Below are 26,627 nucleotides of genomic sequence, written 5' to 3' on the forward strand. Positions count from 1 at the left end.
AACCCCTCCTCGCGTCCCCTGGGCCTGGCCGAACTTCCCCCGGTCCACTCGGCTCTCATCTGCGTGGCGCTTCCGGGCCTCGCCATCTCCACGAGTCAGGGGCAGTTGACCGGCCGGGGGCTGGAGGGCTTCTACCGCGCCGGACGACGTGTGCTCTCCCGGTGCCAGATCCGTGTCGCCGGACGTGAACCCCTCGCGGTCCAGGCACGGACGACCGGGGCGGACCGCGCCCGCTTCGTGGCCACCGCTCGTGTGTCCCAGGGTGCGGGCCCGGACCCCGACGTAGTGGTGGAGCGCAGTCGCCACGCGGACGGGACCGAACGCATCATGCTGCACAGCGCCGCCACCCGCCCGCTACGACTGCCCGTGGAGGTGGCCCTCGGCACGGACCTGGCTGATCTGGGTGCGATCGCATCGGGTCGAGCGGGACCCGAACTGCCCGCGATCGTTCATGACTCCGGCCTGCGCTGGTCCAGTGGGGCCGTCGGCGCGTCGGTCACGGCCGACCCGCCACCCGCCGACGCGCTCGCGTCGGCAGGCCTGCTGCGCTGGGAGTTCGACCTGCCCCCGGGCGGCACGATCGGCTTGGAGCTGAGCGTGCGGCTGGAGGGCGCGGGCCCCGTCCGGGCTGTGGGACGCTCGGCGACCAGTCCGCTGGCTTTCGCTCGCGCGGCGGGAGATCACTCCGCCGTCGAGCCGTTGCTGCGCACGAGCATTGACGATCTCCAGGCACTGCTGCTGCGCGATCCGGCCCACCCCATTGACACCCACCTCGCGGCGGGCGCCCCCTGGCGCTGCGGCCTCGCGCCGGCCGACGCGCTCGTCGCGGCCCGCATGGCGCTGCCTCTCGGTACCCGGCTCGCCGCCGGCACACTCCGCACCCTCGCGCGCACGCAACTTCGCGGACAGACGGCGCAGGCCGGGATGATCCCCGGGCCGCGCCGGGACGCGGGGGCGCACCTGCCGGCCAGTTGTACGGGCACCGAGGCAACTCTGCTCTTCCCCGCTCTGCTCGCGGAGGCCTTCCGGTGGGGACTCCCGCCGCAGGAGACGGAAGAGCTCCTCCCGACGGCCGAGCGGTGCCTGCGCTGGCTGCAAGCGGCCGTGGGGGACGGAACCTATCTGTGCGACCCACAGCCCGGCGGTCCCGTCCGCTGCGAGACGCAGGCGCATGCGCATCGCGCGGCAGTCCTCGGTGCCGACCTGCTCGACACGTTCGACAGACCTGGCGGGGCGGCGCTGCGGCAATGGGCCCGCGAACTGCGAACGGCCTTCCGCGAGGACTTCTGGGTCGAGGACCGCAGCGGCGGTCGGCCGGTGGCCGCGCGGGCCCCCGACGGGCGCCGCATGTCCCACCTCGGTGCCGCGGCTGCCCATCTCCTGGACACAGGACTGCTGGGCGGGGGCGAACACGCGCCCGGCCTGCTCGACAGAGTGCAGACCGAGCAACTCGCCCGACTGCTCGGAAGCCAGGCCATGGACTCGGGCTGGGGCCTGCGCGGACTGGGTACCAAGGAGGCGGGCTACAACCCGTTCGGCCATCGCGCCGGCGCCGTAAGGGTCCACGAGACGGCGATCGCCGTGGCGGGCCTGGCAGTCGCCGGGTACGAGAAGGAGGCTGGGTCGCTCCTGCGCGGTCTCCTGGCCGCGGCGGAAGCCTTCGGCCACCGGCTCCCCGAGATGTACGCGGGTGAGCAACGCACCGAAGGCGGCGCTCCCCTTCCCCACCCGGCCGCCTGCCGTCCGGCGGCCACGGCGGCGGCCGCCGGCGTCCTGCTCCTCAGCGCCCTCGCGGGAATCCGCCCCGACGTGCCGGCGGGGACGGTCACCCTGCGTCCCGTGCACAGCGCCCCTCTCGGCGAGATCAGCCTGACCGGACTGAGGATCGCGGGGGCCCCGTTCTCGGTACGGGTCAGCAGACTCGGGCTCGCCATGGTCGAGGAGGCCGCCGAAGGCCTGCAACTGGGGACGTGACCTCGTAGCTCACCCCTTCCGGCAGAGGTGGGCAGGTGAAGAGATACCTGTTCAGGGGGCAGTGGATCAAGGGCCGATGCGATCGGCGAAGGGAGTGTTTATCGTCAGGCAGACGACTATGATCGCCGCATGCCCTACGACCCGTCAGCCTTTCCGCCCTTCGCCGTCACCGTGGACCTGGTCGTACTGACCGTTCGCCGGCACGCCCTGTGTGCGCTCGCGGTGCGCAGGGGCGAGCCGCCGTTCCAGGGACGCTGGGCGCTTCCCGGCGGATTCGTTCGGGCCGATGAGGACCTGGCGCAGGCGGCCGCGCGCGAGCTGGCCGAGGAGACGGGTCTGCGGGCCCATGACCCTGCCGTCCCTGTGCAGGACAACGGAGCGCACCTGGAGCAGCTCGCCACCTACGGCGACCCCAAGCGTGATCCCCGGATGCGCGTGGTGAGCGTCGCCCACCTCGCCCTCGCCCCCGACCTGCCCGCCCCCCGGGCAGGCGGTGACGCCAGCAACGCGCGCTGGGCGCCAGTCGAAGAGCTGTTGCAACAGGGCGGCTACGGCCGGGACGGGGAGCCGGTGGCCCCGCTCGCCTTCGACCACGCGCAGATCCTTTCGGACGGAGTGGAGCGAGCCCGCTCGAAGATCGAGTACTCGTCGCTGGCCACCGCGTTCTGCCCACCCGAGTTCACCGTCGGCGAGTTGCGCCGGGTCTACGAGGCGGTGTGGGGCGTGGCGCTGGACCCGCGCAACTTCCACCGCAAGGTGACCGGGACTCCGGGCTTCCTGGTCCCCACCGGTGGCACGACCACACGACAGGGCGGCCGCCCGGCCCAGCTCTTCCGGGCAGGCGGTGCCACTCTTCTCAACCCTCCGATGCTGCGCCCCGAGGTGTGACAACCCCGGAAAACGGACATAACGCGCTATCTTGCTACGGGTGATCCAGGCCTTCGGACTGACCAGCAATTCCCGCAAGGACCTTCCGCCCGCGGTCGACGACGTGTCCTTCGAAGCCCGTGCGGGCCGCGTCACCGCGCTTCTCGGAGCGACCGGCGCGGGCAAGACGACGGCGCTCAGACTGATGCTCGAACTCCAACAGGGCCGTGGCCTCACCTACTTCAGAGGCCGCCCGCTGCATCGCATCGCGCACCCCTCGCGCGAGATCGGCGTGCTGATGGGTGATGTGCCCGGCCATCCCGCGCGCACGGTCCGTGGCCATCTGCGCATGCTGTGCGCCGCGGCCGGCGTCCCGGTCCGGCGTGCCGACGAAGTGCTCGAAGTGGTGGGTCTGGTCAGCCTTCGCGACGAGCGGCTCGGCACCCTGTCGCGCGGCATGGACCGGCGCCTGGGACTGGCCTGTGCCCTGTTGCCGGACCCGCACACACTCGTGCTGGACGATCCCGCCGAAGGCCTCTCCGCCCGCGAGAGCCACTGGCTGCACGGCATGCTGCGAGCGCACGCCACTCAGGGCGGCACAGTTCTGTTCACCACGTCCGAGCCCAAAGAGGCCGCGCGCGCCGCCGATCACGTCGTCACTCTCGAGCAGGGCAGACTCGTCGCGGACCAGCCGGCCGCGGAGTTCGCCCGCACCAGACTCCGTCCTCGTGTCGCCGTCCGTACCCCCCATGCGGTCCGCCTCGCCACCCTGCTCGCCAAGGAGGCCCGCACGGCTCGCCGCTCCGTCGAGGTCGTCCGGGAAGGCGGCAACCGCCTTTCCGTGTACGGCAGTACTTGTGCCGATGTCGGCGAGACGGCCTTCCGCCACGGCATCCTGGTCCACCAACTCGCGGACGAGATCGGTGACATGGGGCCGGGTACCGGCTCGCTTCCCCGTGCGGCGGCGGAAGCGGTCAAGGGGGCAGGGGCGGGCGTCACGGAGGCGCAGCCCGATGAGCCCCTCCATGATGGAGTCGTCGGGTCGGCAACGGAGGTGAGCCAGAAGCGCGACGGTTCCGCGTCGCCCAGCCGCTCGCACGCGCACGCCGACCGGACGGTGCCCGGCGATCGGAAAGCGCACGACGACCAGGGGGCACAGGACGGTCCGGACACCCCCAGCGGCGCCGCTGCCGGAAGCGGGGATACCGCTCCCAGTCCCGTCACCGTCTCCAGGACCGCCGCCCCCCTACCCCCCCTCCCGCCTCCCATCTCCGTCAGGTCCGCCCCCAGCCCCTTGCGCCCCCTGCGCTATGAACTGCGCCGCGCGGCAGGGATCGGCACGGGGTTCCTCACCAGCGCCGCCGTACTCGTCACGTCCGCCCTCACCGCCGTACTCCTGGCGCGAGTCGGTCATACCCCGCAGGCGCGGCTGCTGGCCGCCTGGCCGAGGGAACTGCCGCTGCCCCCGGCCGCGCTCGGGGCCGGACTGCTCGGCGCACTCGCCTTCGGCGACGAGTTCCGCCACCCCGCCCTGGCTGCGGACCGCGGCACCGTCCCCCGCCGGCTGGGACTGCTCACCGCGAAACTCGTGGTCACCGCCGTCACCGCGCTGATGCTGGCCTTTCTCACGGTGGGCTGCGACGCCGAAGTGCTCTACCTCGTCTACGGACGGGACATCGCGGAAGTTCCCGCGGACTGGTTCTCGCTGGGCGCGAGTTGGTTCGGACTCGTGGTCGGGTGCGCCTGGGCCGGGGTCCTTGCGGCCGGCGTCTTCCGGTCCACCACGGCCGGGCTCGCCGCGGTGGTCGCCGTGCCCGTTGTCGTCGTACCCCTCGTCCAGAAGGCGTTGGAGGGGGCGTCCGTGCGAACGGCGGCGGGGCTTCCCGGGCGGCTGCGCGAGGTCTTGCTGCTGCAGTGGCCCTTCGGCGGGGAGCGCTACCTCGCCGGAGCGGTGCGGGTGATCGCTCAACCGGTAGGCGGGGCACTGGCGTTGTCGCTGTCCGGACTGCTGTGCGCATATCTGCTCACGGCCCTGCGGAGCAGAGTCCGATGACGACCGTCTGTGCGCTTCCGGTCCTGACGTGCGCACAACTTCCCGACAAAAGCGCATTTCTTTCCGATAAGGCGTCAATTGCGACGGGGTGAGCGATCACCCTTTCGTGTGCTTTTCACCAAAGACCTCAAGGGAGTTGGAGGCGGCGCCGACAAAGGATCCGTGAGTACCCTTGCGCACACCATGATGACCGCCGCCCGCTCCGCCGACTCCGGTCTGGCCGGCCCGGGCGATCTCGACCGCTACCCCTACGCGGAGGCCCCGGCCGCAGGCCGTGTCGGAGCCTCCGTGTGGGACGGCTCGGACCCGGAGCTGGGCCGCGTGGGCCGCCGTGCCGCGGGCAGCCGCGGGCGCGGACTGCACGGCCAACTCGTCCAGCAGCTGGGCCAGATGATCGTCTCCGGTGACCTGGGAGCCGACCGGCCGCTGGTCCCCGAGGAGATCGGCCAGCGTTTCGAGGTCTCCCGTACCGTCGTCCGGGAGTCGCTTCGCGTCCTGGAGGCCAAGGGCCTGGTCAGTGCCCGCCCGAACGTCGGCACGCGCGTGCGGCCCGTCAGTGACTGGAACCTCCTGGACCCGGACATCATCGAATGGCGGGCCTACGGGCCGCAGCGTGAGGACCAGCGCCGCGAGCTGAGCGAGCTGCGCTGGACGATCGAGCCGCTGGCCGCGCGCCTGGCCGCGGGGCATGGTCGCGAAGACGTCCAGCAGCGCCTCGGCGACATGGTCGAGATCATGGGGCACTCCATGAGCCAGGGCGACGCGCTCACCTTCTCCCGGGCCGACGCCGAATTCCACTCCTTGCTCATCCAGCTCGCGGGCAACCGGATGCTGGAGCACCTCTCCGGGATCGTCTCGGCCGCCCTCCAGGTCTCCGGTGGCCCGGTGACCGGCTGTGACCGGCCGAACGAGCCGTCCCTGGCGCACCACGGCAGGATCGTCGACGCCCTCGCCACCGGCGACGCCCCGGCGGCCGAGGCGGCCATGCGTCAACTGCTGACCGTTCATCCCGAGGTGGAGCGTGTGGTGCCGGCGCCGCGCGAGCACTGACCGCGCACCGCGGGTGACGCGGTCGAGGATGTCCTTCCCCTTCTGCGGCATCGTTCGGCCGCCGTACCGCCCCCGTCGGACCCCGCAGGATCTTCAGGGATCCTGCGGGGTCCGACGGCGCGGCGCGGTGACGGCATCCCGGGGCTCCGCTGGTCCCGACGGACGCGCGACCGCGTCTGTCCACGTCTGACCGTTTTTGCCTGCTTACGGGGTGTGACTCGGGCCACGCAGATTGGGCGTAACGCTCGCGGGAGCAGCGCGATGACCTAAGAGGTGACAGCCGCGGAAGGAATACGGACGCCATTTCAGGCGCTGTGCATCTTCCCGGCCCCCCGCCCGCGCCGTCGGCCACTCCCAGGCCGGTGGTCGGCTCCTGTCCGCTGTGGACGGGGCCGGAAGCCGTTTTCCAACGTTCCGAGAGGTTGTTCGTGTCGGCCAGCACATCCCGTACGCTCCCGCCGGAGATCGCCGAGTCCGTCTCTGTCATGGCTCTCATTGAGCGGGGAAAGGCCGAGGGGCAGATCGCCGGCGATGACGTGCGTCGGGCCTTCGAAGCTGACCAGATTCCGGCCACTCAGTGGAAGAACGTACTGCGCAGCCTCAACCAGATCCTCGAGGAAGAGGGTGTGACGCTGATGGTCAGTGCCGCGGAGCCAAAGCGCACCCGAAAGAGCGTCGCAGCGAAGAGTCCGGCCAAGCGCACCGCCACCAAGACGGTCGCGGCGAAGACGGTGACCGCGAAGAAGGCCACCGCGACCGCCACCCCGGCGGCTCCCGCCGCTGAGCCCGCAGTCGAGGGCGAGACGCCCGCGAAGCCCGCCGCGAAGAAGGCCGTCGCCACCAAGAAGGCGGCAGCGAAGAAGACCGTCGCCACCAAGAAGACGGCGGCGGCCAAGAAGACGACCGCCAAGAAGGACGACGCCGAGGTCATCGAGGAAGAGGTCCTCGAGGAGATCAAGCCGGGCGAGGAGGAAGAGGAGGGGGCCGAGAACAAGGGCTTCGTCCTCTCCGACGACGACGAGGACGACGCGCCCGCCCAGCAGGTCGCCGTGGCGGGTGCCACCGCCGACCCGGTCAAGGACTACCTCAAGCAGATCGGCAAGGTCCCGCTGCTCAACGCCGAGCAGGAGGTCGAGCTCGCCAAGCGCATCGAGGCCGGTCTGTTCGCCGAGGACAAGCTCGCCAACGCCGACAAGCTCGCCCCGAAGCTCAAGCGCGAGCTGGAGATCATCGCCGAGGACGGCCGCCGCGCCAAGAACCACCTCCTGGAGGCCAACCTCCGTCTGGTGGTCTCCCTGGCCAAGCGCTACACGGGCCGCGGCATGCTCTTCCTGGACCTCATCCAGGAGGGCAACCTCGGTCTGATCCGCGCGGTCGAGAAGTTCGACTACACCAAGGGCTACAAGTTCTCCACGTACGCAACCTGGTGGATCCGTCAGGCGATCACCCGCGCGATGGCCGACCAGGCCCGCACCATCCGTATCCCGGTGCACATGGTCGAGGTCATCAACAAGCTCGCGCGCGTGCAGCGCCAGATGCTCCAGGACCTGGGCCGCGAGCCCACCCCGGAGGAGCTGGCCAAGGAACTCGACATGACCCCCGAGAAGGTCATCGAGGTCCAGAAGTACGGCCGCGAGCCGATCTCGCTGCACACCCCGCTCGGCGAGGACGGCGACAGCGAGTTCGGTGACCTCATCGAGGACTCCGAGGCCGTGGTCCCGGCCGACGCGGTCAGCTTCACGCTCCTGCAGGAGCAGCTGCACTCCGTTCTCGACACCCTGTCCGAGCGCGAGGCGGGCGTCGTCTCGATGCGCTTCGGTCTCACCGACGGTCAGCCGAAGACCCTCGACGAGATCGGCAAGGTCTACGGCGTCACGCGCGAGCGCATCCGCCAGATCGAGTCGAAGACCATGTCCAAGCTGCGTCACCCGTCGCGTTCGCAGGTACTGCGCGACTACCTCGACTAGGCCAGGTCGTACGACGCCGAAGGCCCGGTTCCCCCCTCGGGAGCCGGGCCTTCGTGCTGCGCGCACATGCGCCCTGCATGACTCTGGGTTTCCGATCACCACCCCGGAGTGAGGAGCATGCATGCGTCACCCCATTGCCCGGGCGCTGGCCCGGCCGCTGGTACTGGCGGCCGTGGCGGCGGCCATACCACTGGCGTCGGCCGCCCCCGTAGCCGCAGACAGCGTCGTCGTCGGGGGATTCCCGGTCGAGGTGTCCACGGCGCCCTGGACGGTGGCACTGTCCAGCCGTGACCGGTTCGGAGGTACGCGCGCCGGGCAGTTCTGCGGCGGTGTCGCCGTCGGCCGCACCACGGTGCTCACCGCGGCCCACTGCATGGGCGAGGACGTCCTCGGGGCACCGCCCGAGCAGGTGAGTGACTTTCGCGTCATCACAGGCCGTACGGATCTGCTCTCGGCCCAGGGCAAGGAGATCGCCCTGCGGGAAGCCTGGGTGAACCCCGACTACGACCCGCAGAGCAACGCCGGGGACTTCGCCGTCCTCACCCTCGCCGAGCCCCTGCCGCAGAACGCGGTCATCACCATGGCCGCCGCCGGCGACGCCGCGTACGAGCCGGGAACCGGCGCCACGGTGTACGGCTGGGGTGACAGCACGGGCGGCGGCGACTACGCGCGCAGCCTGCGGGCGGCACGCGTGCACGTACTGGCCGACGCGGGCTGCAGCAAGGCCTATCCGGGCGGCGCCGACGGCACCTATCGCGCCGAGAGCATGCTGTGCGCCGGAGAGGACTGGGGCGGCCGTGACGCCTGCCAGGGGGACAGCGGTGGGCCGCTGGTCGCCCGGGGGAAGCTGATCGGGCTGGTGTCCTGGGGGAGCGGCTGCGGCAGAGCGGGCCGGCCCGGTGTCTACGCCCGCGTGTCCGAGGTGGTGCGGACGCTGGACCAAGGCGGTCGCAGCGCGGCCGACGGACGCCGCAGGACCGCGTGAGAGCGACTGCGGGGCGCTGAGCGTCCTCGCCGGAGCCATGAGCAAGGGCGGCGGCCCCTGGGGAACAGGGGCCGCCGCCCTTGTGCCGGCCTGTGCCGGAGCTGGCTCGTCGTGGACGCGAAGTGTCAGCGCTCTTCTTCTGAGGCGGATGCGGGAACGGCCGTCAGTCGCTCCGTCTCGTCCTGTATCTCAGCGGCGATCTTCTTGAGTTCCGGCTCGAACTTGCGACCGTGGTGGGCGCAGAAGAGCAGCTCTCCGCCGCTGAGCAGCACGACGCGCACGTACGCCTGGGCGCCGCAGCGGTCGCAGCGGTCAGCGGCCGTCAGCGGGCTCGCGGGGGTCAGAACAGTAGTCACGTCGCCTCTTCTCTAGCTCGACGAGCTGTCGTACCAGGGTCAACATCCAACCAGCCCCAAAACGTTCCCGCTCGAGGCTTCTCCCAGAGAGAAATTTTCCGGACGGCTGGCTGCTGCCGGTTTGGCGGCGAATGTGCCGTATTGCGTGTCTGTGTGTCTTACGGTTTCGCGCTGTCGGTCAAGGTCGGTCCTGCCGGCTGGGTTGCCGGTTGTTCATGAGGACGTGCCCGGAGCCTAAATGGTTCATGCCCGTAAGGGAACGTGATATGTACTTCACCCCATCGAGGGATCGAACAGGTATGCGACTCTGGACTACTCTGTGTTTCCGCACGAGGGTGGCGTTACAACGGCTCTACCAGGCCTCGGTACCCTCATGGCGGCTACCGAAGCCGCGCCCTTACCCACAAGGGCCCCATCTGAAATTCAGCGAGGAGCGAACCGCGTGACCGCCGAGACGTCCGTGCCGTCCACAGCTCTGCTGGCAGGAGCAGACCGGGACGGTTCCAACTACACCGCGCGGCACCTGCTCGTCCTCGAGGGGCTCGAGGCCGTACGCAAGCGCCCGGGCATGTACATCGGATCGACCGACAGCCGTGGCCTGATGCACTGTCTGTGGGAGATCATCGACAACTCCGTCGACGAGGCCCTGGGGGGGTACTGCGACCACATCGAGGTGATCCTCCACGACGACGCCTCCGTGGAGGTCCGTGACAACGGCCGGGGCATCCCGGTCGACGTCGAACCCAAGACGGGCCTGTCCGGCGTCGAGGTCGTCATGACCAAGCTGCACGCCGGCGGCAAGTTCGGCGGTGGCTCGTACGCCGCCTCCGGCGGCCTGCACGGTGTGGGCGCCTCCGTGGTGAACGCCCTGTCCGCGCGGCTGGACGTCGAGGTGGACCGAGCCGGCAGCACCCATGCGATCAGCTTCCGGCGCGGCGTGCCGGGTGCCTTCGCAGGCAACGGCCCCGACGCCAAGTTCGAAGCCGCCAGCGGCCTGCGCAAGGCCAAGAGGATCCCCAAGACCCGGACCGGCACGCGCGTGCGGTACTGGGCCGACAGGCAGATCTTCCTGAAGGACGCCAAGCTCTCCCTGGAGAACCTCCACCAGCGCGCCCGCCAGACCGCGTTCCTGGTACCCGGCCTGACCATCGTCGTCCGTGACGAATACGGCCTGGGGGAGGGCGGCAGCAAGGGCGAGGAGTCGTTCCGCTTCGACGGCGGCATCAGCGAGTTCTGCGAGTACCTGGCCACCGACAAGCCGGTCAACGACGTCCTCCGCTTCTCCGGCCAGGGCACCTTCAAGGAGACCGTCCCGGTCCTCGACGACCACGGCCAGATGACGCCCACCGAGGTCACCCGCGAACTCGGCGTGGACGTCGCGATGCGCTGGGGGACCGGTTACGACACGACCCTCAAGTCGTTCGTCAACATCATCGCCACGCCCAAGGGCGGCACCCATGTCGCCGGCTTCGAGCAGGCCGTCACCAAGACGATGAACGAGGTGCTGCGCGCCAAGAAGCTGCTGCGTGTCGCCGAGGACGACATCGTCAAGGACGACGCTCTCGAGGGCCTGACCGCGGTCGTCACCGTGCGCCTCGCCGAGCCGCAGTTCGAGGGCCAGACCAAGGAGGTCCTCGGCACCTCGGCGGCCCGCCGCATCGTGAACACCGTGATCTCCAAGGAGCTCAAGGCGTTCCTGACGTCCACGAAGCGGGACGCGGCGGCCCAGGCCCGGGTCGTCATGGAGAAGGCGGTCGCCGCCGCGCGCACGCGTATCGCGGCCCGCCAGCACAAGGACGCACAGCGCCGCAAGACGGCTCTGGAGTCGTCCTCGCTGCCCGCCAAGCTCGCCGACTGCCGCAGCGACGACGTCGACCGCAGCGAACTGTTCATCGTCGAGGGCGACTCCGCCCTCGGTACCGCGAAGCTCGCCCGGAACTCCGAGTTCCAGGCGCTGCTGCCCATCCGAGGCAAGATCCTCAACGTCCAGAAGTCGTCCGTCACCGACATGCTCAAGAACGTCGAGTGCGGTGCGATCATCCAGGTCATAGGAGCGGGGTCCGGCCGGACCTTCGACATCGACGCGGCCCGCTACGGCAAGATCATCATGATGACGGACGCCGATGTCGACGGCTCTCACATCCGGTGCCTGCTGCTGACCCTGTTCCAGCGCTACATGCGGCCCATGGTCGAGGCCGGCCGGGTGTTCGCCGCGGTGCCGCCGCTGCACCGCATCGAGCTCGTCCAGCCGAAGAAGGGGCAGGACAAGTACGTCTACACGTACTCGGACCGTGAGCTGCGGGAGAAGCTGCTGGAGTTCCAGAGCAAGGGCGTCCGGTACAAGGACTCCATCCAGCGGTACAAGGGCCTCGGCGAGATGGACGCCGACCAGCTGGCCGAGACGACCATGGACCCGCGGCACCGGACCCTGCGGCGGATCAACCTCGCCGATCTGGAGGCCGCCGAGCAGGTCTTCGATCTGCTGATGGGCAACGACGTGGCGCCGCGCAAGGAGTTCATCTCGGGCTCTGCGGCGACGCTGGACCGGTCGCGTATCGACGCGTAGCGCCTTCGCGAGCTTCGGCGGACGTCCTGGTCGGCCTGGGCTTGAGGCCTCCGTGGGGAGGGGAGTGTCGAAGCTCCTCATCGCACGGAGGCCTTCGTGTTCCGTCGCCCCGCCTGTCGCCCCGCCTGTCGGCCCGGCCGGCCGCCGCTGCGCCCCCGCCACCGCAGGCGCTGGGCCTCTGGCGCCGGACGGCCGGACGCCAGGCATCGGGCGGCAGGGGGCAGGCAGCACGCGGCCGGACCGTGAACCGGGAGCCGGCCACAGAGGGCCGATGTCTGGTGGGCAGCACAGTCAGCCGTCGCGGCTGGGGTTCTCCACCCTCGGGTGGAGAACCCCGCCGCCTGGGAATCCACCCGTGATCCACCCCCGCTCCGATCTCCCGACCTGCGGATTTCCGTAGCTTCGAAGGTGTCGGTGGCGTCCGCTGCCGACAGCCCCTTCCTCGCTCACGGAGGCTGTGATGTCCGGGCTCGTCGACGCGTTGCTGATCGTGGTCGCGGTGATCGTGGTGATCACCCGGCAGTTCCGGGCGAGCCGGATCGACACCGACCGGCGCTGGTGGCTGCTGCCCACCGCCCTGGCCGTCGTGGCACTTCGGGAGCCGGGACTGGTGGACGCCCATCACCGCACCGCATCGATCACCCTGCTCACCGCCGAACTGCTCACCGGCCTCGCCATCGGAGCCGGCTGGGCCTGGACGAGCCGGATATGGACGGAGCCGGACGGCTCGGTGTGGGGCAGGAGCACCAAGGCGAGCGGGGCTGTCTGGGCCGTCGGCATCGCGCTGCGCGTCGGCCTCCTCGCGCTCGGTACGGCGATCGGTGTCCACCAGGACTCCTCCGCGCTGCTGCTCGCCCTGGCGGCCACCCTCTTCGTGCGCTCCGGGGTCCTCGTCCAGCGGGCGCACTCCCTGCGCCCCGCCGCCACATCTGCCCCGGCGTACGGTGAGCCCGTGCTCCGGTCCACGAACAAGGAACGGCTGTGACGGACAACGCTTGGACCCGCTGGCCCTCCCGGGAGGCGCTCGGGCGTGAGCCGACCACGCGCCCTCGGCGTCTGCTCGGCTGGGTCATACGGTCGCTGGTGCTGGCCATGCTCCTCTGGGGCGCGTTCAACAGCAGCCATGTGCGGGGCTGGGGCGTGCTCGGCGCAGTGGCAGGAATCCTCCTGTCCGCCTTCGTCGCCTGGGCACTCTTCCGCACCACCCTGGCGCACCGGCTCTGGCCCTCCCTGCTGCTCTTCGGCGTCCTCTTGGCGATCGCGGTCGCCGCCCAGGCTGCGGACTTCGGGGTCGTCGCCCTCGTGCTGTGGTGCGGATGCGCCGTCACCGCTCTGGAACGGCTGCCCATGGCCGCCGCCCTGCCCGTGACCGTGGTCGCTCTCGCCCTCTACGCCGCTGTCAACGACGACGTGTGGCTGACCACCCTGGCCACGACCGCGGGCCTCGCCCTGGCCGGCTATGTCCTGCGGCTGGACGCCGAGGCCCGGGGCAACGCGCAACGGCTGCTCAGCCAGGAGCGGGCCGCCCGGGCGGCCGAGGCGGAGACGGCGGCCCTAGCGGAGCGGGCCCGGATCGCCCGGGAGATCCACGACGTGCTGGCCCACAGTCTCTCGGCCCAGCTCGTGCACCTGGAGGCGGCCCGGTTGCTGATCGAGGGGGGCGCAGAGCGGGACCAGATCCTGGAAAGGGTGGTGGCGGCTCGGGGCATGGCCCGAGACGGTCTTGCGGAGACCCGGCAGGCGCTGTCGGCCCTGCGTGGGGACATGACCCCGCTGGAGGAGTTCCTGAACCAGCTCGTCGGGACGGCCGACGGAGCCGAGACCACCATTTCGGGTGAGCGCAGACCGCTTTCGGCCGAGGCCTCGCAGGCCGTGCGCAGGGTCGCGCAGGAGGCCCTGACCAACGTCCGCAAGCATGCGCCGGGGGCAAAGGTCCGGATGCTGCTGGAGTACGGCGAGGAGCAGGTGACGCTGGTCGTGCGCGACTCGGGCGGTTCGCCGGGTGAACTCACCACCACCGGAGGCGGGTACGGTCTGCTGGGAATGCGGGAGCGGGCCGAGTTGCTGGGTGGTTCGCTGCACGCCGGGCCGGACGACGAAGGGTTCGTGGTGACGTTGAAGGTGCCGGTGTGACCGTGGGGGAGGAGACGAAGAAGTCCGCGCGGGTGGTGGTCGCGGACGACCAGACCGTAGTGCGCGAAGGCATCGTGATGCTGCTCGGTCTGCTGCCCGGTATCGAGGTCGTGGGTGCGGCCGGCGACGGCGAGGAGGCGGTGGAGCTCGTCGCCGAACTCGCCCCGGACGTGGTGCTGATGGACCTGCGCATGCCCCGCTGTGACGGGGTGGAGGCGACCCGGAGGATCCGGGCCGAGTACCCCGGAACGCAGGTCGTGGTGCTGACGACGTTCGGGGACGACGAGTCGCTGTTCCCCGCGCTCAAGGCGGGGGCGCGCGGCTATCTCACCAAGGACGCGGGCGGTGACGAGATCGTGCGGGCCGTGCACAGTGTGCTCTCCGGGGACGCCGGGCTCTCGCCGAGCGTCCAACGGCGTTTGCTGGAGCGGCTGTCGGACCCTGAGCCGCCGCAGCCGGTGCCCACGGAGGCGCCCGACGGGCTCACTGCCCGGGAGGTCGAAGTGCTGGCGCTGATCGCCGAAGGGCTGACCAATCAGGAGATCGCCCGCCGGCTGCACGTCTCCACCGCCACGGTGAAGACCCACATCAACAACCTCTTTGCCAAGACGGGCATCAAGGACCGTGCACAGGCGGTGCGTTACGCCTATGCGAAAGGGCTTGTACGGCCACCGATGGGAGGAATCACCTGATGGGGTGAAGAGCGCGGGGAAGAAGAGTCGGGGATCTTCCCGTTCTGTCCATCCTTGGGCATGCAGTCAAGCAACGCTCGTCCCCGCGGAAGCGGAGGGGATGCCGAGAGTTCGGCCGAGAACCACCACGGCCACGATGTGGCCCGTGCCGAAGCACCCGCCGGGGCCGGGGTGCGGTACGAGGATCCCTGGTACGACGAGCTCGCCTCCGGCTGGGGAGAGACGGGCGGTGACGGCACAGCTGCGGCACCCGTCGCGACGGCACGCGCGGAGCGCGAGAACCGGGCCGCCGCGGCGGCCGACGTCTACCTCGAGGTGCAGCGCAGCGCGGCCTTCCAGGAGGTGCGCAGCAGGTACCGGAGGTTCGTGGTGCCGGCGGGCATCGGGTTCTTCGCCTGGTACGTGGCCTACGTCGTGACGGCGACGAGCGCTCCCGGACTGATGGCACGACCGGTGGCCGGAGCTGTGAACGTGGCGATGCTCGCGGGACTTGGACAGTTCCTCACCACCTTCCTGCTGACCTGGGCCTACGCCCGGCATGCGAGGCTGCGCCGGGACCGGGCCGCGCTCGAACTGCGGTGGGACACCCAGGAGCTGACGCGTTCGGCCCGGGGCGGTGCGTCGTCGTGACGGGGGACCACCAGACTCTGGCGCTGTTGCTGTTCAGCGCGTTCGTCGCGGTCACGCTGGGGATCACGACATGGGTGAGCCGCCACCGGCACGGTTCGGCGGAGGAGTTCTACGCCGGCGGGCGGTTGTTCTCGCCGATGGAGAATGGTTTTGCCATCGCGGGCGACTACATGTCGGCCGCGTCCTTCCTCGGTATCTCCGGGCTCATCGCGCTCTTCGGGTACGACGGGATGCTCTACTCGGTGGGTTTCCTGGTGGCGTGGCTGGTGGTGCTGTTCCTCGTCGCGGAACTGGTGCGCAACTGCGGGCGGTTTACGCTCGCCGACGTGGTCGCCGCGCGGATGAACGAGCGGCCGGTGCGGATCGCGGCGGGGACTTCGTCGGTCACCGTGTCCGTTCTGTACCTGGTGGCCCAGATGGTGGGCGCGGGCAGTCTGGTTGCGCTGCTGCTCGGCGGCACCGGCGAGGCGGCCCAGTCCTGGACCGTCATCGCCGTCGGGGCGCTCATGGTGATCTATGTGTCCCTGGGAGGGATGCGGGCGACGACCTGGATCCAGATCGTCAAGGCGGTGCTGCTGCTCGGTGGGACCGTCGCACTGACCGTGCTCGTGCTGGTGCGGTTCCACGGAGATGTCGACCAACTGCTGCTCACGGCCGCGGAGCGCAGCGGCCACGGCCAGTCGTTCCTGGCACCTGGTCTGAAGTACGGCGGGGACTGGACGGCCCGCCTCGACTTCATCAGTCTGGGACTGGCTCTCGTGCTCGGCACAGCAGGGCTGCCGCACATCCTCTCCCGCTTCTACACCGTTCCCACGGCACGCGCCGCACGGCGTTCGGTGGTGTGGTCGATCGGGCTCATCGGTGGCTTCTACCTGATGACGATCGTCCTCGGGTTCGGTGCCGCGGCGATCGTGGGCCCCGAGACGGTCCGGGGATCGAACGCCGCGGGCAACACCGCGGTCCCCCTCCTGGCCCTCGACCTGGGCGGCGGCGCCGACTCCACGGGAGGAACGGTTCTGTTCGCGATCGTCGCCGCGGTCGCGTTCGCCACGATCCTCGCCGTGGTCGCCGGCATCACTCTCGCCTCCTCCGCCTCTGTGGCCCATGACCTGTACGCCTCACTGCGGCGGCGACGGGCCAAGCCCCGCAGCGAGGTGGCCGTGGCCAGGACCGCCGCCGTGGGGATCGGCGTGATCGCGATCGCGCTCGGCCTGCTGGCCCGCGATCTCAACGTCGCCTTCCTGGTCGGCCTCGCCTTCGCCGTGGCCGCGTCCGCGAATCTGCCGGTGCTGCTCTACTCGCTGTTCTGGCCCGGATTCACCACCCGAGGCGCCGTCTGGTCCGTCTACGGCGGACTGATCCCGGCCATGGCTCTGGTCCTGCTGTCGCCCGTGGTGTCCGGAAGCCCCGAGTCCCTCTTCCCGGGCGTCGACTTCCAGTACTTCCCGCTGCAGAACCCAGGGGTCGTCTCCATCCCGCTGGGCTTCGTCGCGGGCTGGCTCGGCACGGTCACCTCGGCGGAGGTCGCCGACGAGGCCAAGCACGCGGAGACCGAGGTGCGGTCACTCACGGGGGCGGGGGCCGTGTAGGGGCGGGGCTCACGAGCGGAGGGCTATGGCGCCACCCACGCGTACCGGTGCTCAGGGCGCCCCGTGTCGCCGTATCTGAGGGACAGGCGGAGGCGTCCGGCCTGTTCGAGGTGGCGGAGGTAGCGCTGGGCGGTGGAGCGGCTCAGACCCGTCTCGGCGGCGACCTCGTGGGCCGACAGCGGGTGGCCGGCGTGGTGGAGGACGCGGCAGATGAGGTCCGTGGTCGGCTCCGAGTGGCCGCTGGGCAGGCCCGGGGAGGCCGTCGCCGGGGTGGTGCGCAGGGCGCTGAAGATCCGGTCGACCTGTTCCTGACCGGCGATGCCGTGGCCGCCGACCCGGTCGACGGTGCGGCGCAGGGCGGCATAGGAGTCCAGGCGGGTACGCAGGGCCGCGAAGGTGAAGGGCTTGACCAGGTAGTGGAGGGCGCCCAGGCGCATCGCGGTCTGGACGGTCGTCACGTCCCCGGCTGCCGTGATCATGATGACGTCGGTGCCGTGGCCCTGTTCCCGCATGCGGTGGACGAGTTCGAGGCCCGTCTGATCGGGCAGGTAGTGGTCCAGCAGGACCAGGTCGATGGTCCCGCGCTGCACGCTGGCCAGCGCCTGGGCGGCGTTGTGGGCGCGGGCGGCCACCCGGAAGCCGGGAACCTTCCCCACGTACTTCGCGTTGATCTCGGCGACGCGGAAGTCGTCGTCCACGACCAGGACGTCAATCATCGGGCCTCTTTCCCTCAAGGCCTGGCGGGCGTAACGCCCGTGTTTCGGCTCCGCTGTTGTAGCGCGCGCAAAACGAGCACAACAGGCCGTTGCAGGCAAAAGAACGGCATGTGCCCAGAAGACTGATGCCGTGGCACAGGCCACATCTACCGTCCCCGGCCATGAGCGCAGACACCAGCCCCGCCATCGAACTGCGGGGCGCGAGCAAGACATTCCGGACCCCGTCGGGGGGTCTGCACACGGCCGTCAAGGGACTCGATCTCACGGTGGGACGTGGGGAGTTCGTGGCGATCGTCGGGCCCACGGGCTGTGGCAAGTCGACCACGTTGACGCTGGTCAGCGGGTTGGAGGAGCCTTCCGAGGGTGAGGTCCTGGTCGTCGGGGAGCCGGTCCGGGGGGTCGGGGACAAGGTCGGTTTCGTCTTCCAGCAGGACGCCACGTTCCCCTGGCGCACGGTCCTGTCCAACGTGATGTCCGGTCCCCGCTTTCGCGGTGTGCCCAAGGCGGAGGCCAGGCAGAAGGCGCGGGAATGGCTGGCCAGGGTCGGGCTCGCGGCCTTCGAGGACCGTTACCCCCACCAGCTCTCCGGAGGTCAGCGCAAGCGCGTCGCGCTCGCCGCGACCTTCGTCAACGACCCCGAGATCCTGCTGATGGACGAGCCATTCTCCGCGCTCGACGTGCAGACCCGGGCCCTGATGTCCGACGAGCTCCTCGAACTGTGGGAGGGCACGGGCGCCTCCGTCGTCTTCGTCACCCACGACCTCGAGGAGTCCATCGCGCTGGCGGACAAGGTCGTCGTGATGACGGCCGGGCCCGCCACCGTCAAGCAGGTCTTCGAGATCGACCTGCCGCGGCCGCGCAAGGTCGAGTCGGTCCGCCTGGAGCCGCGGTTCATCGAGATCTACCGCGAGATCTGGCAGTCCCTCGGCGAAGAGGTCCGCATCACCCGCGAGAGGGGCGCCGCCCATGTCGCCTGACGTCCTGCCCGAGGCCCAGGTCGCGCCGACCATGGCAGACCCCGGCCCCAAGTCCGACCGCGCGCATTCACGCGCGCGTGCCGCCCGCAGACGCCGGATCGTCGTCGGCGCGTCCCGCGTGCTGCTCCTGGTGGCCGTCCTGGGCCTGTGGGAGGTGCTCTCGCGGGCCGAGGCCATCGATCCCTTCAACTTCTCCATGCCCTCGAAGATCTGGGACCAGATCTGGACCTGGGTGACGCACGGGACCGCTCTCGGTTCCTTGGGCGAACAGATCTGGTACACGCTCTACGAGGCGCTGCTGGGCTGGGTCGTGGGTGTGGTGGCCGGTGTGGTGTTCGGTATTGCGCTGGGGCGGATCACCTTGCTCGCCGACGTCCTTGGTCCATACATCAAGGTGCTCAACTCGATACCGAGGATTGTCCTTGCACCCATCTTCGTGATCTGGTTCGGACTCGGACCGGCCTCCAAGGTCGCCTCGGCCGTCGTCCTGGTCTTCTTCCCCGTCTTCTTCAACGCCTTCCAGGGCGCCCGCGAGGTCGACCGCAACCTGGTCGCCAACGCCCGCATCCTCGGCGCGAGCGACCGCAGGGTGACGCTCCAGGTCGTCATCCCCTCCGCGACCTCGTGGATCTTCACCAGCCTGCACGTCAGCTTCGGCTTCGCCCTCATCGGCGCGATCGTCGGCGAGTACATCGGCGCGACCAAGGGCATCGGCCTGCTCGTCGCCCAGTCGCAGGGCACCTTCAACGCGGCCGGGGTGTACGCCGCGATGGTCATCCTCGCTGTCGTTGCACTCCTCGCCGAAGGGCTGCTCACCTTCGCAGAGCGCCGCATCTTCCGCTGGAAGCCGACGAGTTCCGACAGCTGAGGCCGGACGGCTGAGGCGGCCCACGACGGCCTCCCCCTCCCGAGCCCCAGCCCTGCCCAGCCACGGCCCCCGCCAGCCCTGCCAAGCCCAGCCCCCTCCGGCCTGAGCCCTTCCCGCACCGCCCCTCACAAGGACGTGAACTCCATGCGCAAGACCGCCAGATACACCACCCTGGCCGCCGCCGGCCTGCTCGCCCTCTCCTCGCTCACCGCCTGTGCCAACGACGCCGCCAGCTCGGCATCGGCCGACTCCGGCAGCAAGGGCGACGGCAAGGGGACCAAGGTCAAGATCATGGTCGGTGGCCTGGACAAGGTCATCTACCTGCCCGCGATGCTGACCCAGCGGCTCGGCTACTTCGACTCCGAGGGACTCGACGTCGAGCTGCTCAGCGAGCCCGCAGGCGTCCAGGCCGAGACAGCGCTCGTCTCCGGCCAGGTCCAAGGAGCCGTCGGCTTCTACGACCACACGCTCGATCTGCAGGTCAAGGGCAAGGACGTGGAGTCGGTCGTGCAGTTCTCGCACGCGCCCGGCGAGGTGGAGATCGTCTCGAACAAGGCGGCCGGTGACATCACCTCACCCAAGGACTTCAAGGGCAAGAAGCTCGGCGTCACGGGCCTGGGCTCCTCGACCGACTTCCTCACCAAGTACCTCGCCGTCAAGAACGGCGTGAAGGTCAGCGACTTCACCCCGGTCGCCGTCGGTGCGGGACCCACCTTCATCTCGGCGCTCCAGCAGGGCGCGATCGACGGCGGCATGACGACCGACCCGACCGTCGCCACGATCCTGGACAAGAAGGCCGGCAAGATCCTCCTGGACATGCGCACACCCCAGGGCTCGGAAGAGGCACTCGGCGGACCGTATCCGTCGTCAAGCCTGTACATGCAGACGGACTGGGTCAACGGTCACAAGGACACCGTCCAGAAGTTGGCCAATGCATTCGTCAAGACGCTCAAGTGGATGTCCACCCACAGCGCCACCCAGATCGCCGACAAGATGCCCGCCGACTACTCGCAGGGCAACAAGCTGCTGTACGCGGTGGCGATCAAGAACACGCTGCCGATGTTCACCAAGGACGGCGTGATGCCCGAGAACGGTCCCGAGACCGTCGAGAAGGTCCTCAAGGCGTTCAACCCCAACATCCAGAACGCCGACGTCGACCTCGACAAGACGTACACGACCGAGTTCGTCGAGAAGGCCGCCGCGCAGAACGCGGGCTGAGCCTCCTCACGCGCGGGTCGCCCACACGTAACGGTGTTCCGGGCGGCCCGCGTCGCCGTACTTGAGGGTGAGTCTGGCCCGCCCCGTGCGCTCCAGGAGCTTCAGATAGCGCTGGGCGGTCTGCCGGCTCACCCCCGTCCGGTCGGCGATCTCCTGCGCCGACAAGGGCCCTTCGGCGTTCATCAGGGACCTGCGCACGAGCTCCACCGTCGTCGGTGAGTGCCCCTTGGGTAGATCGGGCTCCGCAGGCGAGGAGAGAGCTCCGAAGATGCGGTCGACCTCGGCCTGTTCCGCCTCACCGCCGCCGTCCAGGGTGCGCCGCAGCTCGGCGTAGGCCTCCAGCCTGGCCCTCAGGCCCGCGAACGCGAACGGCTTGACCAGGTACTGCAGCGCGCCATGGCGCATCGCCGCCTGCACGGTCGTGACGTCCCGCGCCGCCGTCACCATGATCACGTCGGTCTGGTGGCCGCGCCGGCGCATCTCCTGGACGACCGCCAGGCCCGTCTCGTCGGGCAGATAGTGGTCCATGAGGACCAGGTCGACATGGGGCAGGCTCTCCAGCTGGTGCAGCGCGTCCGCGGCACTGTGCGCCTCGCCCGCCACGTGGAAGCCGGGCACCTTCTCGACGTAGGCGGCGTTGACGCGCGCCACGCGGGTGTCGTCGTCCACGACCAGGACCTCGATCATCACGACTCCTCCTCGGTGGCCGCCTGCGGGGCGGTCGATGCGGTGAGCGCCGGTTGCGGTTCCGCCAGTGCGTCGGGCAGGACGACGGTGAACTCCGCGCCCCCGCCACCGGCCTCGCCGACCGTCGCACTGCCCCCCTGGCGTTCGGCGAGCTTGCGTACCAGGGACAGTCCGAGGCCGCGCCCGCGGTGCGCGGGGGGCTCCTTGGTGGACCAGCCCTCGGTGAAGACCAGTTCCCGCTGCTCCGCCGGGATTCCGGGCCCGGTGTCGCGCACTCTGAGGACGGCGGTACGGCCCTCTGTGCGCAGTTCGACCTCCACGCGCGCGTGCGGTGCGCCGGCGACGGCGTCCAGGGCGTTGTCCACGAGGTTGCCGACGATCGTGACCAGGCCACTCGGATCGACCAGCCGGTCCGGCAGCCGGGTCCCGTCGGAGACCCACAGGGCCACCCCGCGCTCGGCGGCGACGGTCGCCTTGCCCACCAGGAGCGCGGCGAGCAGCGGGTCCTCGATCTTCTCGGTCACCTGCTCCGCGGTGGCCCGGTGGTCGCCGACCACCTCTCCCACGAACTCCACGGCGTCGTCGTACATCTCCAGCTCCAGCAGCCCCAGGAGCGTGTGCATACGGTTGGCGTGCTCGTGGTCCTGGGCGCGCAGCGCGTCGATGAGACCGTGGGTCGAGTCGAGCTCCCGGCCGAGCTGCTCCAGCTCGGTGCGGTCGCGCAGGGTGGCGACGGCACCGTCGTCGTCGGTGGGCATGCGGTTGGCGACCAGCACCCGCTGTCCCCGCACGGTGACCAGGTCGGTGCCCGTCACCCGTCCGGCCAGGACGTCGGCCGTACGGCCGTCCCCGAGCGCCTCGTCCGGGGAGCGCCCGACGGCCTCGTCGCCGATGCCCAGCAGACGTCTGGCCTCGTCGTTGAGCAGGCGGATCCGGCCGGCGCGGTCCAGTGCGACGACGCCTTCCCGGATGCCGTGCAGCATGGCCTCGCGCTCGGACAGGAGTGCGGAGATGTCCGAGAAGGCCAGGTCACGGGTCTGTCGCTGGACTCTCCGGGAGATGAGCCAGGCTGCCAGCGCGCCGACGGCGAGGGCTCCGCCGGCGTAGGCGAACAGTCCCGGGATCGCGTGGATCAGCCGGGCGCGCACGCTGTCGTAGGCGATGCCGACGGAGACGGCTCCGACGATCTTGTGCTCGCTGTCGTACAGCGGCACCTTGCCACGGGCCGTGCGCCCCAGGGTGCCGCTGTCGATCTGCATGATCTCCTTGCCGGCCAGGGCCTGGCCCGGGTCGGTCGAGACGATCCTGCCCACCTCGCTGCGCGTGGGATGCGACCAGCGGACGCCTCGCCAGTCCATCACCACGACGTACTCGGCCCCGGTCGCCCTGCGGATCCTCTCAGCCTCCCGCTGCACCGGGCCGTCGGGCAGCGGCGGCGTGTCCTTGACCTGCTCGGCGATCTGCGACTCCGCGGCGGTGGTCTGGGCGATGGCCAGCGCCCGGCGCATCGCCTGGTCGTCCAGCTGGTTGCTCAAGGGCGCGAGGAACAGTCCGGTCGCGAGCACCGCCACTCCCGCGGCGATCGCCAACTGCATCAGAAGCACCTGCGAGAACACCCTGCGAGGCAGGCCGAGGCGCAGGCGGCGGGTGGGGGCAGTGCGGCTCATACCCATGACGGTACGGGGAGGCGACGGATCCGCCGCAGGGGGTGTGGCATGGATCTCTTGATCAATGAGTTGACGGGGCCGTGGGCCCGGTCAACTCGCGAGTGCTGCCGACGGCCGCACCTCGTGCATCGCCACCACGTCCATGCGCGCGGGCGAGCCGAGCGCGGACGCCCCGCAGCTCTCCGGACGGGGCGGCAGGGCGGCGGTCTGCGCCACCAGGACGCGCCAGTGACGGCCGTCGGCGTGCGCGACGGTCACCTCCCAGTGCGGGGCCGCGCCGTCGGTGCGTACGACGGTCAGGGCCTCGGCCGCGTATTCGCGCACCGCCGTGCGGACGGCCAGCTCGGCCGCCTGGCCGGGGCGCTCCCAGGCGGAACCGCCACGGCACCCCTCGACCACGATCCGGCCCTCCTGGACGCTGTGCAGGACTTGCTTGACGGCATGGGCCTCGGCGCGTCCGTAGGCGTAGCCGTACGGCAGGACGAGCAGCGTCGGGGAGAAGCGGTGACCACCCAGATGGGTGACCTCCCAGGCGCCCTCGACGCCCGAGGCGGCCAGTTCCGCGGCGAGCGGCCGGCCGAGGAGGGCGCAACAGCGGTCCCGTTTGCCGTTGGTGCAGACGAGCGCGAGCGGATCGCCGGTGTGGGGGCGCCCACCGAGTGCTGCGCCGAAGCTGCTGTGGTCGCCCTTGCCGAGGGCGGCGAAATCCAGGTCGAGCAGGTCCCGCGGATCGCGGGTCGTCGCACTGTGCAGCCACACGTGACCGGGCACGGTGTGGGCGGCGTACACCTGCCGGGTGGTGGGTGTGCCGCTGTCGGCGTGCCTCCCGGGGCGGCGGATGAGCGCGACGCGTACGCCGGTGTCCTTCGCCGCGGCTTCCAGGGCACGGCCCAGCGCGGGGTCCAGGTGGCTCGAAGTGAGCGCCTTGGCGCCCCAGGGACCGGGCTGTTCCAACAGCAGCCAGGTCCTTGCGGTGGCCGCGGTTCCGGAAACGGGCTCGTCGAGGTCGTGCGAGACCGTTGAGCAGGTACTCACAGAGGTGAGCCTAACCTGACTTGCGGCACGGTGACTTCCGGCCGCGCCTCTTTCAGTGCTCCGGCAGTGGTTGCGGCGGCTTCGGGCCCGCATAGATGCCGCTCGGGCGCATGCGCAGCGGGCGTTCGCCGTACTCCTCCAGCGCGTGGGCGATCCAGCCCGCCGTACGGGCCACGGCGAAGATCGTCTCTCCGGCCGTGGCCGGCATTCCCGAGGAGGCGGTGAGCACGGCGAGGGCCAGGTCCACGTTGGCGTGCAGAGGGGTGTGGCGAGCGGTGGTGGCCACGATGTCCCGGGCCGCGAGGAGGGCGGGCTCGGCGCGCGGGATCTCCTCCAGGAGGGCGAACAGGGCACGCGCGCGTGGGTCCTCGCCCGGATAGAGCCGGTGACCGAGGCCCGGGATGCGGCGACCGGCCCGCAGCTCCTCCGCGATCACGGGGGCCGCGTCGCCCCGGTCGAGCACGTCGAGCAGCAGTTTGTGGGCGAGCCCGCTGGCCGCGCCGTGCAACGGGCCTTCAAGGACGCCGAGTCCGGCGGAGACGGCCGCGTAGGCGTGGGCGCGGGCCGACGCGGCCACGCGGACCGCGAGGGTCGAGGCGGCGAGGTCGTGGTCGACGAGAAGGCCGAGGGCGGTGTCCAGGGCGCGCAGGTACGCCTCGTCGGGCTTGCGTCCGCTGAGCCGTGTCCACAGGCGGGGTGCCAGCCGGACGTCGTCACGGCGCCGGTCGTGGAGCACGGGCGGCAGGGCGGCGACGAGCGTGGGAATGAGGGTGCGTGCGGTGCCGAGCACGGCCTCCTCGGAGAGGTCGAAACGCACCGGGTCGGCCGCCGCGGCGGCGATCGCGGCGACGCGCAGCCGGTCGGTGGGGCCGGTGTGCTCGGGCAGCGCGTCCACCGCGCGGCGGGCCGTGTCGACCGTGGCGTCGGGGGCGCTGAAGGTCACGCCGGGCTGCATGTGCCCGGTCCAGAGCCACTCCGCGATCTCTTCGTAGGAGTGGCGTGCGGCGAGTTCGGTCGCGTCGACGCCCCGGAAGTAGTAGCGGTCCCGGTCGATGAACGTGATGCGGGTCCGTACGGACAGGTCGCCGCCGGAACCCGGACTCCCGCCGCTCTCCCGGCGGTTGCGCCGGGCGAGGGTCTCCACCTCCTTGGCGTCGAAGGTGCTGCCCCGGCCGCCGGGGACGCGTCGGCTGCTGAGCTGGCCGCGGCTCACGTAGGCGTAGACGGTCTCGGGCTTCACGCCCAGCAGTTCGGCGGCTTCCTTGGTGCTGAGCCGGTGTTCCGAGGGACCGGGGAGGGGGTCTTGATCGCGCATAAGAGGTCACCGTATCCGCAGCCGGGTAGGTTGATTAGTATGTATTGATCCAATCAACATTGACAGGCGTTGAGTCAACCATGGACAGTCGAATCAAGTCCAGGGAGGAATCATGTCGGTCAACAGGTCCGCAACCACACTCGTCGACGTACCGCGCGGACTCGCAGGAGTCGTCGTCACGGACACCGAGGTCGGGGACGTCCGGGGGCGCGAGGGGTTCTATCACTACCGCCAGTACTCGGCCGTCGAGCTCGCGCAGGCCCGCGGATTCGAGGACGTCTGGCATCTCCTGGTTCATGGTGAGCTGCCGGACGCCGGACAGGCCGTGGCCTTCCGCGCCGAAACCGCGGCGTTGCGGCGGCTGCCGGACGCGGTGCGGGCGGCACTGCCGGCGATCGCGGCGGCGAGCGGGGGTTCGGGGCCGCTGGCCGGGATGCGCACCGCGTTGTCGCTGCTCGGAGCGGCGAAGGGGTTCCGGCCGGTGTACGACGTCGACCCGGACGAGCGGCGCCGGGACACGCTCGTGGCGACCGCGGCGGTGCCGACGCTGCTCACCGCGTTGCACCGGCTCGGCAAGGGGCTCGAGCCGGTGGAGCCGCGGGAGGATCTCTCGTATGCGGCGAACTACCTCTACATGCTGACGGGTTCGGAGCCGGAGCCGCAGCGGGCCCGGGCGGTCGAGCAGTACTTGATCTCAACCATTGATCACGGCTTCAACGCATCAACCTTTACGGCGCGGGTCATCGCGTCGACGGGAGCGGATGTGGTGGCGTGTCTGGTGGGCGCGGTGGGCGCGCTGTCCGGACCGTTGCACGGCGGTGCGCCGAGCAGGGCGTTGGACACCCTGGACGCGATCGGCACGCCCGACCGTATCGGTCCCTGGATCCGTGAGCGGGTACTGGCCGGTGAACGGATCATGGGCTTCGGCCATGCCGTCTACCGCACCGAGGACCCGCGTTCCCGGATGCTCAGGGAGGTCGCCCAGCGGTTCGGCGGACCCCGGGTGGCCTTCGCCGTCGAGGTGGAACGCCAGGTGGAGGCGATCCTGGCCGAGCTGAAACCGGGGCGGGAGCTGCACACCAACGTCGAGTTCTACGCGGGCGTGGTCATGGAGCTGTGCGGGCTGCCCCGCGAGATGTTCACGCCTACGTTCGCGGCGGCTCGGGTGGTCGGCTGGAGCGCGAACATCCTTGAGCAGGCGGCGGACTCGAAGATCATTCGGCCGGTGGCGCGGTATGTGGGGCCGGGGGCGCCGGTGGCGGTGCCGGTGGGGTGACGCACC

22 protein-coding genes are annotated in these 26,627 nt (G+C 70.5%); 16 read left to right on the forward strand and 6 right to left on the reverse strand.

Going from position 1 to position 26,627, the window contains the following annotated elements; all coding sequences use genetic code 11:
• Nucleotides 1–63 precede the first annotated feature (63 nt).
• From M2163_RS35155 to M2163_RS35180, 6 genes are all read left to right on the forward strand, one after another.
• Nucleotides 64–1,974: a glycogen debranching N-terminal domain-containing protein gene (locus M2163_RS35155; protein ID WP_280895974.1), complete on the forward strand. Its 1,911-nt coding sequence runs from the start codon at nt 64–66 to the stop codon at nt 1,972–1,974.
• 129 nt (nt 1,975–2,103) lie between these two features.
• Nucleotides 2,104–2,862, forward strand: a complete 759-nt coding sequence (locus M2163_RS35160) for an NUDIX hydrolase (protein WP_030326766.1) — start codon at nt 2,104–2,106, stop codon at nt 2,860–2,862.
• 40 nt (nt 2,863–2,902) lie between these two features.
• The gene (locus M2163_RS35165) at nt 2,903–4,894 is read left to right on the forward strand and encodes an ABC transporter ATP-binding protein (protein WP_280895975.1); all 1,992 of its coding nucleotides are present in this window, start codon (nt 2,903–2,905) and stop codon (nt 4,892–4,894) included.
• A 162-nt stretch (nt 4,895–5,056) separates the two neighbouring features.
• Entirely contained in the window at nt 5,057–5,944 is an 888-nt protein-coding gene (locus M2163_RS35170; RefSeq protein ID WP_280848899.1) for a FadR/GntR family transcriptional regulator, read from the forward strand.
• A gap of 428 nt (nt 5,945–6,372) precedes the next feature.
• Entirely contained in the window at nt 6,373–7,911 is a 1,539-nt protein-coding gene (locus tag M2163_RS35175) for an RNA polymerase sigma factor (protein ID WP_280848898.1), read from the forward strand.
• A 121-nt stretch (nt 7,912–8,032) separates the two neighbouring features.
• Nucleotides 8,033–8,896: a serine protease gene (locus M2163_RS35180; RefSeq protein WP_280848896.1), complete on the forward strand. Its 864-nt coding sequence runs from the start codon at nt 8,033–8,035 to the stop codon at nt 8,894–8,896.
• 125 nt (nt 8,897–9,021) lie between these two features.
• Here the strand turns inward: M2163_RS35180 and M2163_RS35185 are convergent, their stop codons facing one another.
• On the reverse strand, nt 9,022–9,252 hold the full coding sequence (locus tag M2163_RS35185; protein ID WP_053848812.1) for a hypothetical protein: 231 nt from the start codon (nt 9,250–9,252) through the stop codon (nt 9,022–9,024).
• 442 nt (nt 9,253–9,694) lie between these two features.
• On the opposite strand from M2163_RS35185, the gene M2163_RS35190 reads away from it, so the two are divergent.
• The 6 genes from M2163_RS35190 (at nt 9,695) to M2163_RS35215 (ending at nt 16,862) form a co-directional block, all read left to right on the forward strand.
• Complete coding sequence (locus M2163_RS35190) at nt 9,695–11,818, forward strand: DNA topoisomerase IV subunit B (RefSeq protein WP_280848895.1); 2,124 nt, start codon at nt 9,695–9,697, stop codon at nt 11,816–11,818.
• 460 nt (nt 11,819–12,278) lie between these two features.
• Entirely contained in the window at nt 12,279–12,803 is a 525-nt protein-coding gene (locus tag M2163_RS35195) for a DUF1453 domain-containing protein (RefSeq protein ID WP_280895976.1), read from the forward strand.
• Nucleotides 12,800–13,951 carry a histidine kinase gene (locus M2163_RS35200; RefSeq protein ID WP_280848893.1) on the forward strand — a complete coding sequence of 384 codons (1,152 nt, stop codon included), beginning with the start codon at nt 12,800–12,802 and terminating at the stop codon, nt 13,949–13,951. Before M2163_RS35195 ends, M2163_RS35200 begins: the two co-directional genes overlap by 4 nt.
• Nucleotides 13,948–14,643, forward strand: a complete 696-nt coding sequence (locus M2163_RS35205) for a response regulator transcription factor (protein ID WP_280848892.1) — start codon at nt 13,948–13,950, stop codon at nt 14,641–14,643. Before M2163_RS35200 ends, M2163_RS35205 begins: the two co-directional genes overlap by 4 nt.
• A 60-nt stretch (nt 14,644–14,703) precedes the next feature.
• Entirely contained in the window at nt 14,704–15,273 is a 570-nt protein-coding gene (locus M2163_RS35210) for a DUF485 domain-containing protein (protein ID WP_280848891.1), read from the forward strand.
• Entirely contained in the window at nt 15,270–16,862 is a 1,593-nt protein-coding gene (locus M2163_RS35215) for a cation acetate symporter (protein WP_280848890.1), read from the forward strand. The genes M2163_RS35210 and M2163_RS35215 overlap by 4 nt, the downstream gene beginning before the upstream one ends.
• Before the next feature lie 23 nt (nt 16,863–16,885).
• Here the strand turns inward: M2163_RS35215 and M2163_RS35220 are convergent, their stop codons facing one another.
• On the reverse strand, nt 16,886–17,578 hold the full coding sequence (locus M2163_RS35220) for a response regulator (protein ID WP_280848888.1): 693 nt from the start codon (nt 17,576–17,578) through the stop codon (nt 16,886–16,888).
• A 161-nt stretch (nt 17,579–17,739) separates the two neighbouring features.
• Here M2163_RS35220 and M2163_RS35225 point away from each other — a divergent pair, with 161 nt between their 5' ends.
• The 3 genes from M2163_RS35225 (at nt 17,740) to M2163_RS35235 (ending at nt 20,641) form a co-directional block, all read left to right on the forward strand.
• Nucleotides 17,740–18,555 (forward strand): ABC transporter ATP-binding protein, encoded by an 816-nt coding sequence (locus tag M2163_RS35225; protein ID WP_280895977.1) that lies wholly within the window; start codon nt 17,740–17,742, stop codon nt 18,553–18,555.
• Nucleotides 18,545–19,423 carry an ABC transporter permease gene (locus tag M2163_RS35230; protein WP_280895978.1) on the forward strand — a complete coding sequence of 293 codons (879 nt, stop codon included), beginning with the start codon at nt 18,545–18,547 and terminating at the stop codon, nt 19,421–19,423. Before M2163_RS35225 ends, M2163_RS35230 begins: the two co-directional genes overlap by 11 nt.
• A gap of 144 nt (nt 19,424–19,567) precedes the next feature.
• Complete coding sequence (locus tag M2163_RS35235) at nt 19,568–20,641, forward strand: ABC transporter substrate-binding protein (RefSeq protein ID WP_280895979.1); 1,074 nt, start codon at nt 19,568–19,570, stop codon at nt 20,639–20,641.
• Between the two features lie 6 nt (nt 20,642–20,647).
• Here M2163_RS35235 and M2163_RS35240 read toward each other — a convergent pair whose 3' ends face one another.
• The 4 genes from M2163_RS35240 to M2163_RS35255 form a co-directional block, all read right to left on the reverse strand.
• Nucleotides 20,648–21,328 carry a response regulator gene (locus M2163_RS35240; RefSeq protein ID WP_280848884.1) on the reverse strand — a complete coding sequence of 227 codons (681 nt, stop codon included), beginning with the start codon at nt 21,326–21,328 and terminating at the stop codon, nt 20,648–20,650.
• Nucleotides 21,328–22,995 carry a sensor histidine kinase gene (locus M2163_RS35245; RefSeq protein WP_280895980.1) on the reverse strand — a complete coding sequence of 556 codons (1,668 nt, stop codon included), beginning with the start codon at nt 22,993–22,995 and terminating at the stop codon, nt 21,328–21,330. Before M2163_RS35245 ends, M2163_RS35240 begins: the two co-directional genes overlap by 1 nt.
• A 90-nt stretch (nt 22,996–23,085) precedes the next feature.
• Entirely contained in the window at nt 23,086–24,030 is a 945-nt protein-coding gene (locus tag M2163_RS35250; protein ID WP_280895981.1) for a sucrase ferredoxin, read from the reverse strand.
• A 52-nt stretch (nt 24,031–24,082) separates the two neighbouring features.
• Nucleotides 24,083–25,345 carry a citrate synthase gene (locus M2163_RS35255; protein WP_280895982.1) on the reverse strand — a complete coding sequence of 421 codons (1,263 nt, stop codon included), beginning with the start codon at nt 25,343–25,345 and terminating at the stop codon, nt 24,083–24,085.
• 112 nt (nt 25,346–25,457) lie between these two features.
• Between M2163_RS35255 and M2163_RS35260 the strand changes: the two genes are divergently transcribed.
• Nucleotides 25,458–26,621, forward strand: a complete 1,164-nt coding sequence (locus M2163_RS35260) for a citrate synthase/methylcitrate synthase (protein ID WP_280895983.1) — start codon at nt 25,458–25,460, stop codon at nt 26,619–26,621.
• Nucleotides 26,622–26,627 lie beyond the last annotated feature (6 nt).

Origin of the sequence: Streptomyces sp. SAI-135, from assembly GCF_029893805.1 — a bacterium.
In the GTDB taxonomy this organism is placed as follows: domain Bacteria; phylum Actinomycetota; class Actinomycetes; order Streptomycetales; family Streptomycetaceae; genus Streptomyces.

Coding starts and splice junctions, on each gene's coding strand:
- M2163_RS35260 (WP_280895983.1), top strand. CDS start 25,458: ATGTCGGTCAACAGGTCCGCAACCACACTCGTCGACGTACCGCGCGGA.
- M2163_RS35160 (WP_030326766.1), top strand. CDS start 2,104: ATGCCCTACGACCCGTCAGCCTTTCCGCCCTTCGCCGTCACCGTGGAC.
- M2163_RS35195 (WP_280895976.1), top strand. CDS start 12,279: ATGTCCGGGCTCGTCGACGCGTTGCTGATCGTGGTCGCGGTGATCGTG.
- M2163_RS35210 (WP_280848891.1), top strand. CDS start 14,704: ATGCAGTCAAGCAACGCTCGTCCCCGCGGAAGCGGAGGGGATGCCGAG.
- M2163_RS35255 (WP_280895982.1), bottom strand. CDS start 25,345: ATGCGCGATCAAGACCCCCTCCCCGGTCCCTCGGAACACCGGCTCAGC.
- M2163_RS35180 (WP_280848896.1), top strand. CDS start 8,033: ATGCGTCACCCCATTGCCCGGGCGCTGGCCCGGCCGCTGGTACTGGCG.
- M2163_RS35220 (WP_280848888.1), bottom strand. CDS start 17,578: ATGATTGACGTCCTGGTCGTGGACGACGACTTCCGCGTCGCCGAGATC.
- M2163_RS35240 (WP_280848884.1), bottom strand. CDS start 21,328: ATGATCGAGGTCCTGGTCGTGGACGACGACACCCGCGTGGCGCGCGTC.
- M2163_RS35245 (WP_280895980.1), bottom strand. CDS start 22,995: ATGAGCCGCACTGCCCCCACCCGCCGCCTGCGCCTCGGCCTGCCTCGC.
- M2163_RS35230 (WP_280895978.1), top strand. CDS start 18,545: ATGTCGCCTGACGTCCTGCCCGAGGCCCAGGTCGCGCCGACCATGGCA.
- M2163_RS35235 (WP_280895979.1), top strand. CDS start 19,568: ATGCGCAAGACCGCCAGATACACCACCCTGGCCGCCGCCGGCCTGCTC.
- M2163_RS35225 (WP_280895977.1), top strand. CDS start 17,740: ATGAGCGCAGACACCAGCCCCGCCATCGAACTGCGGGGCGCGAGCAAG.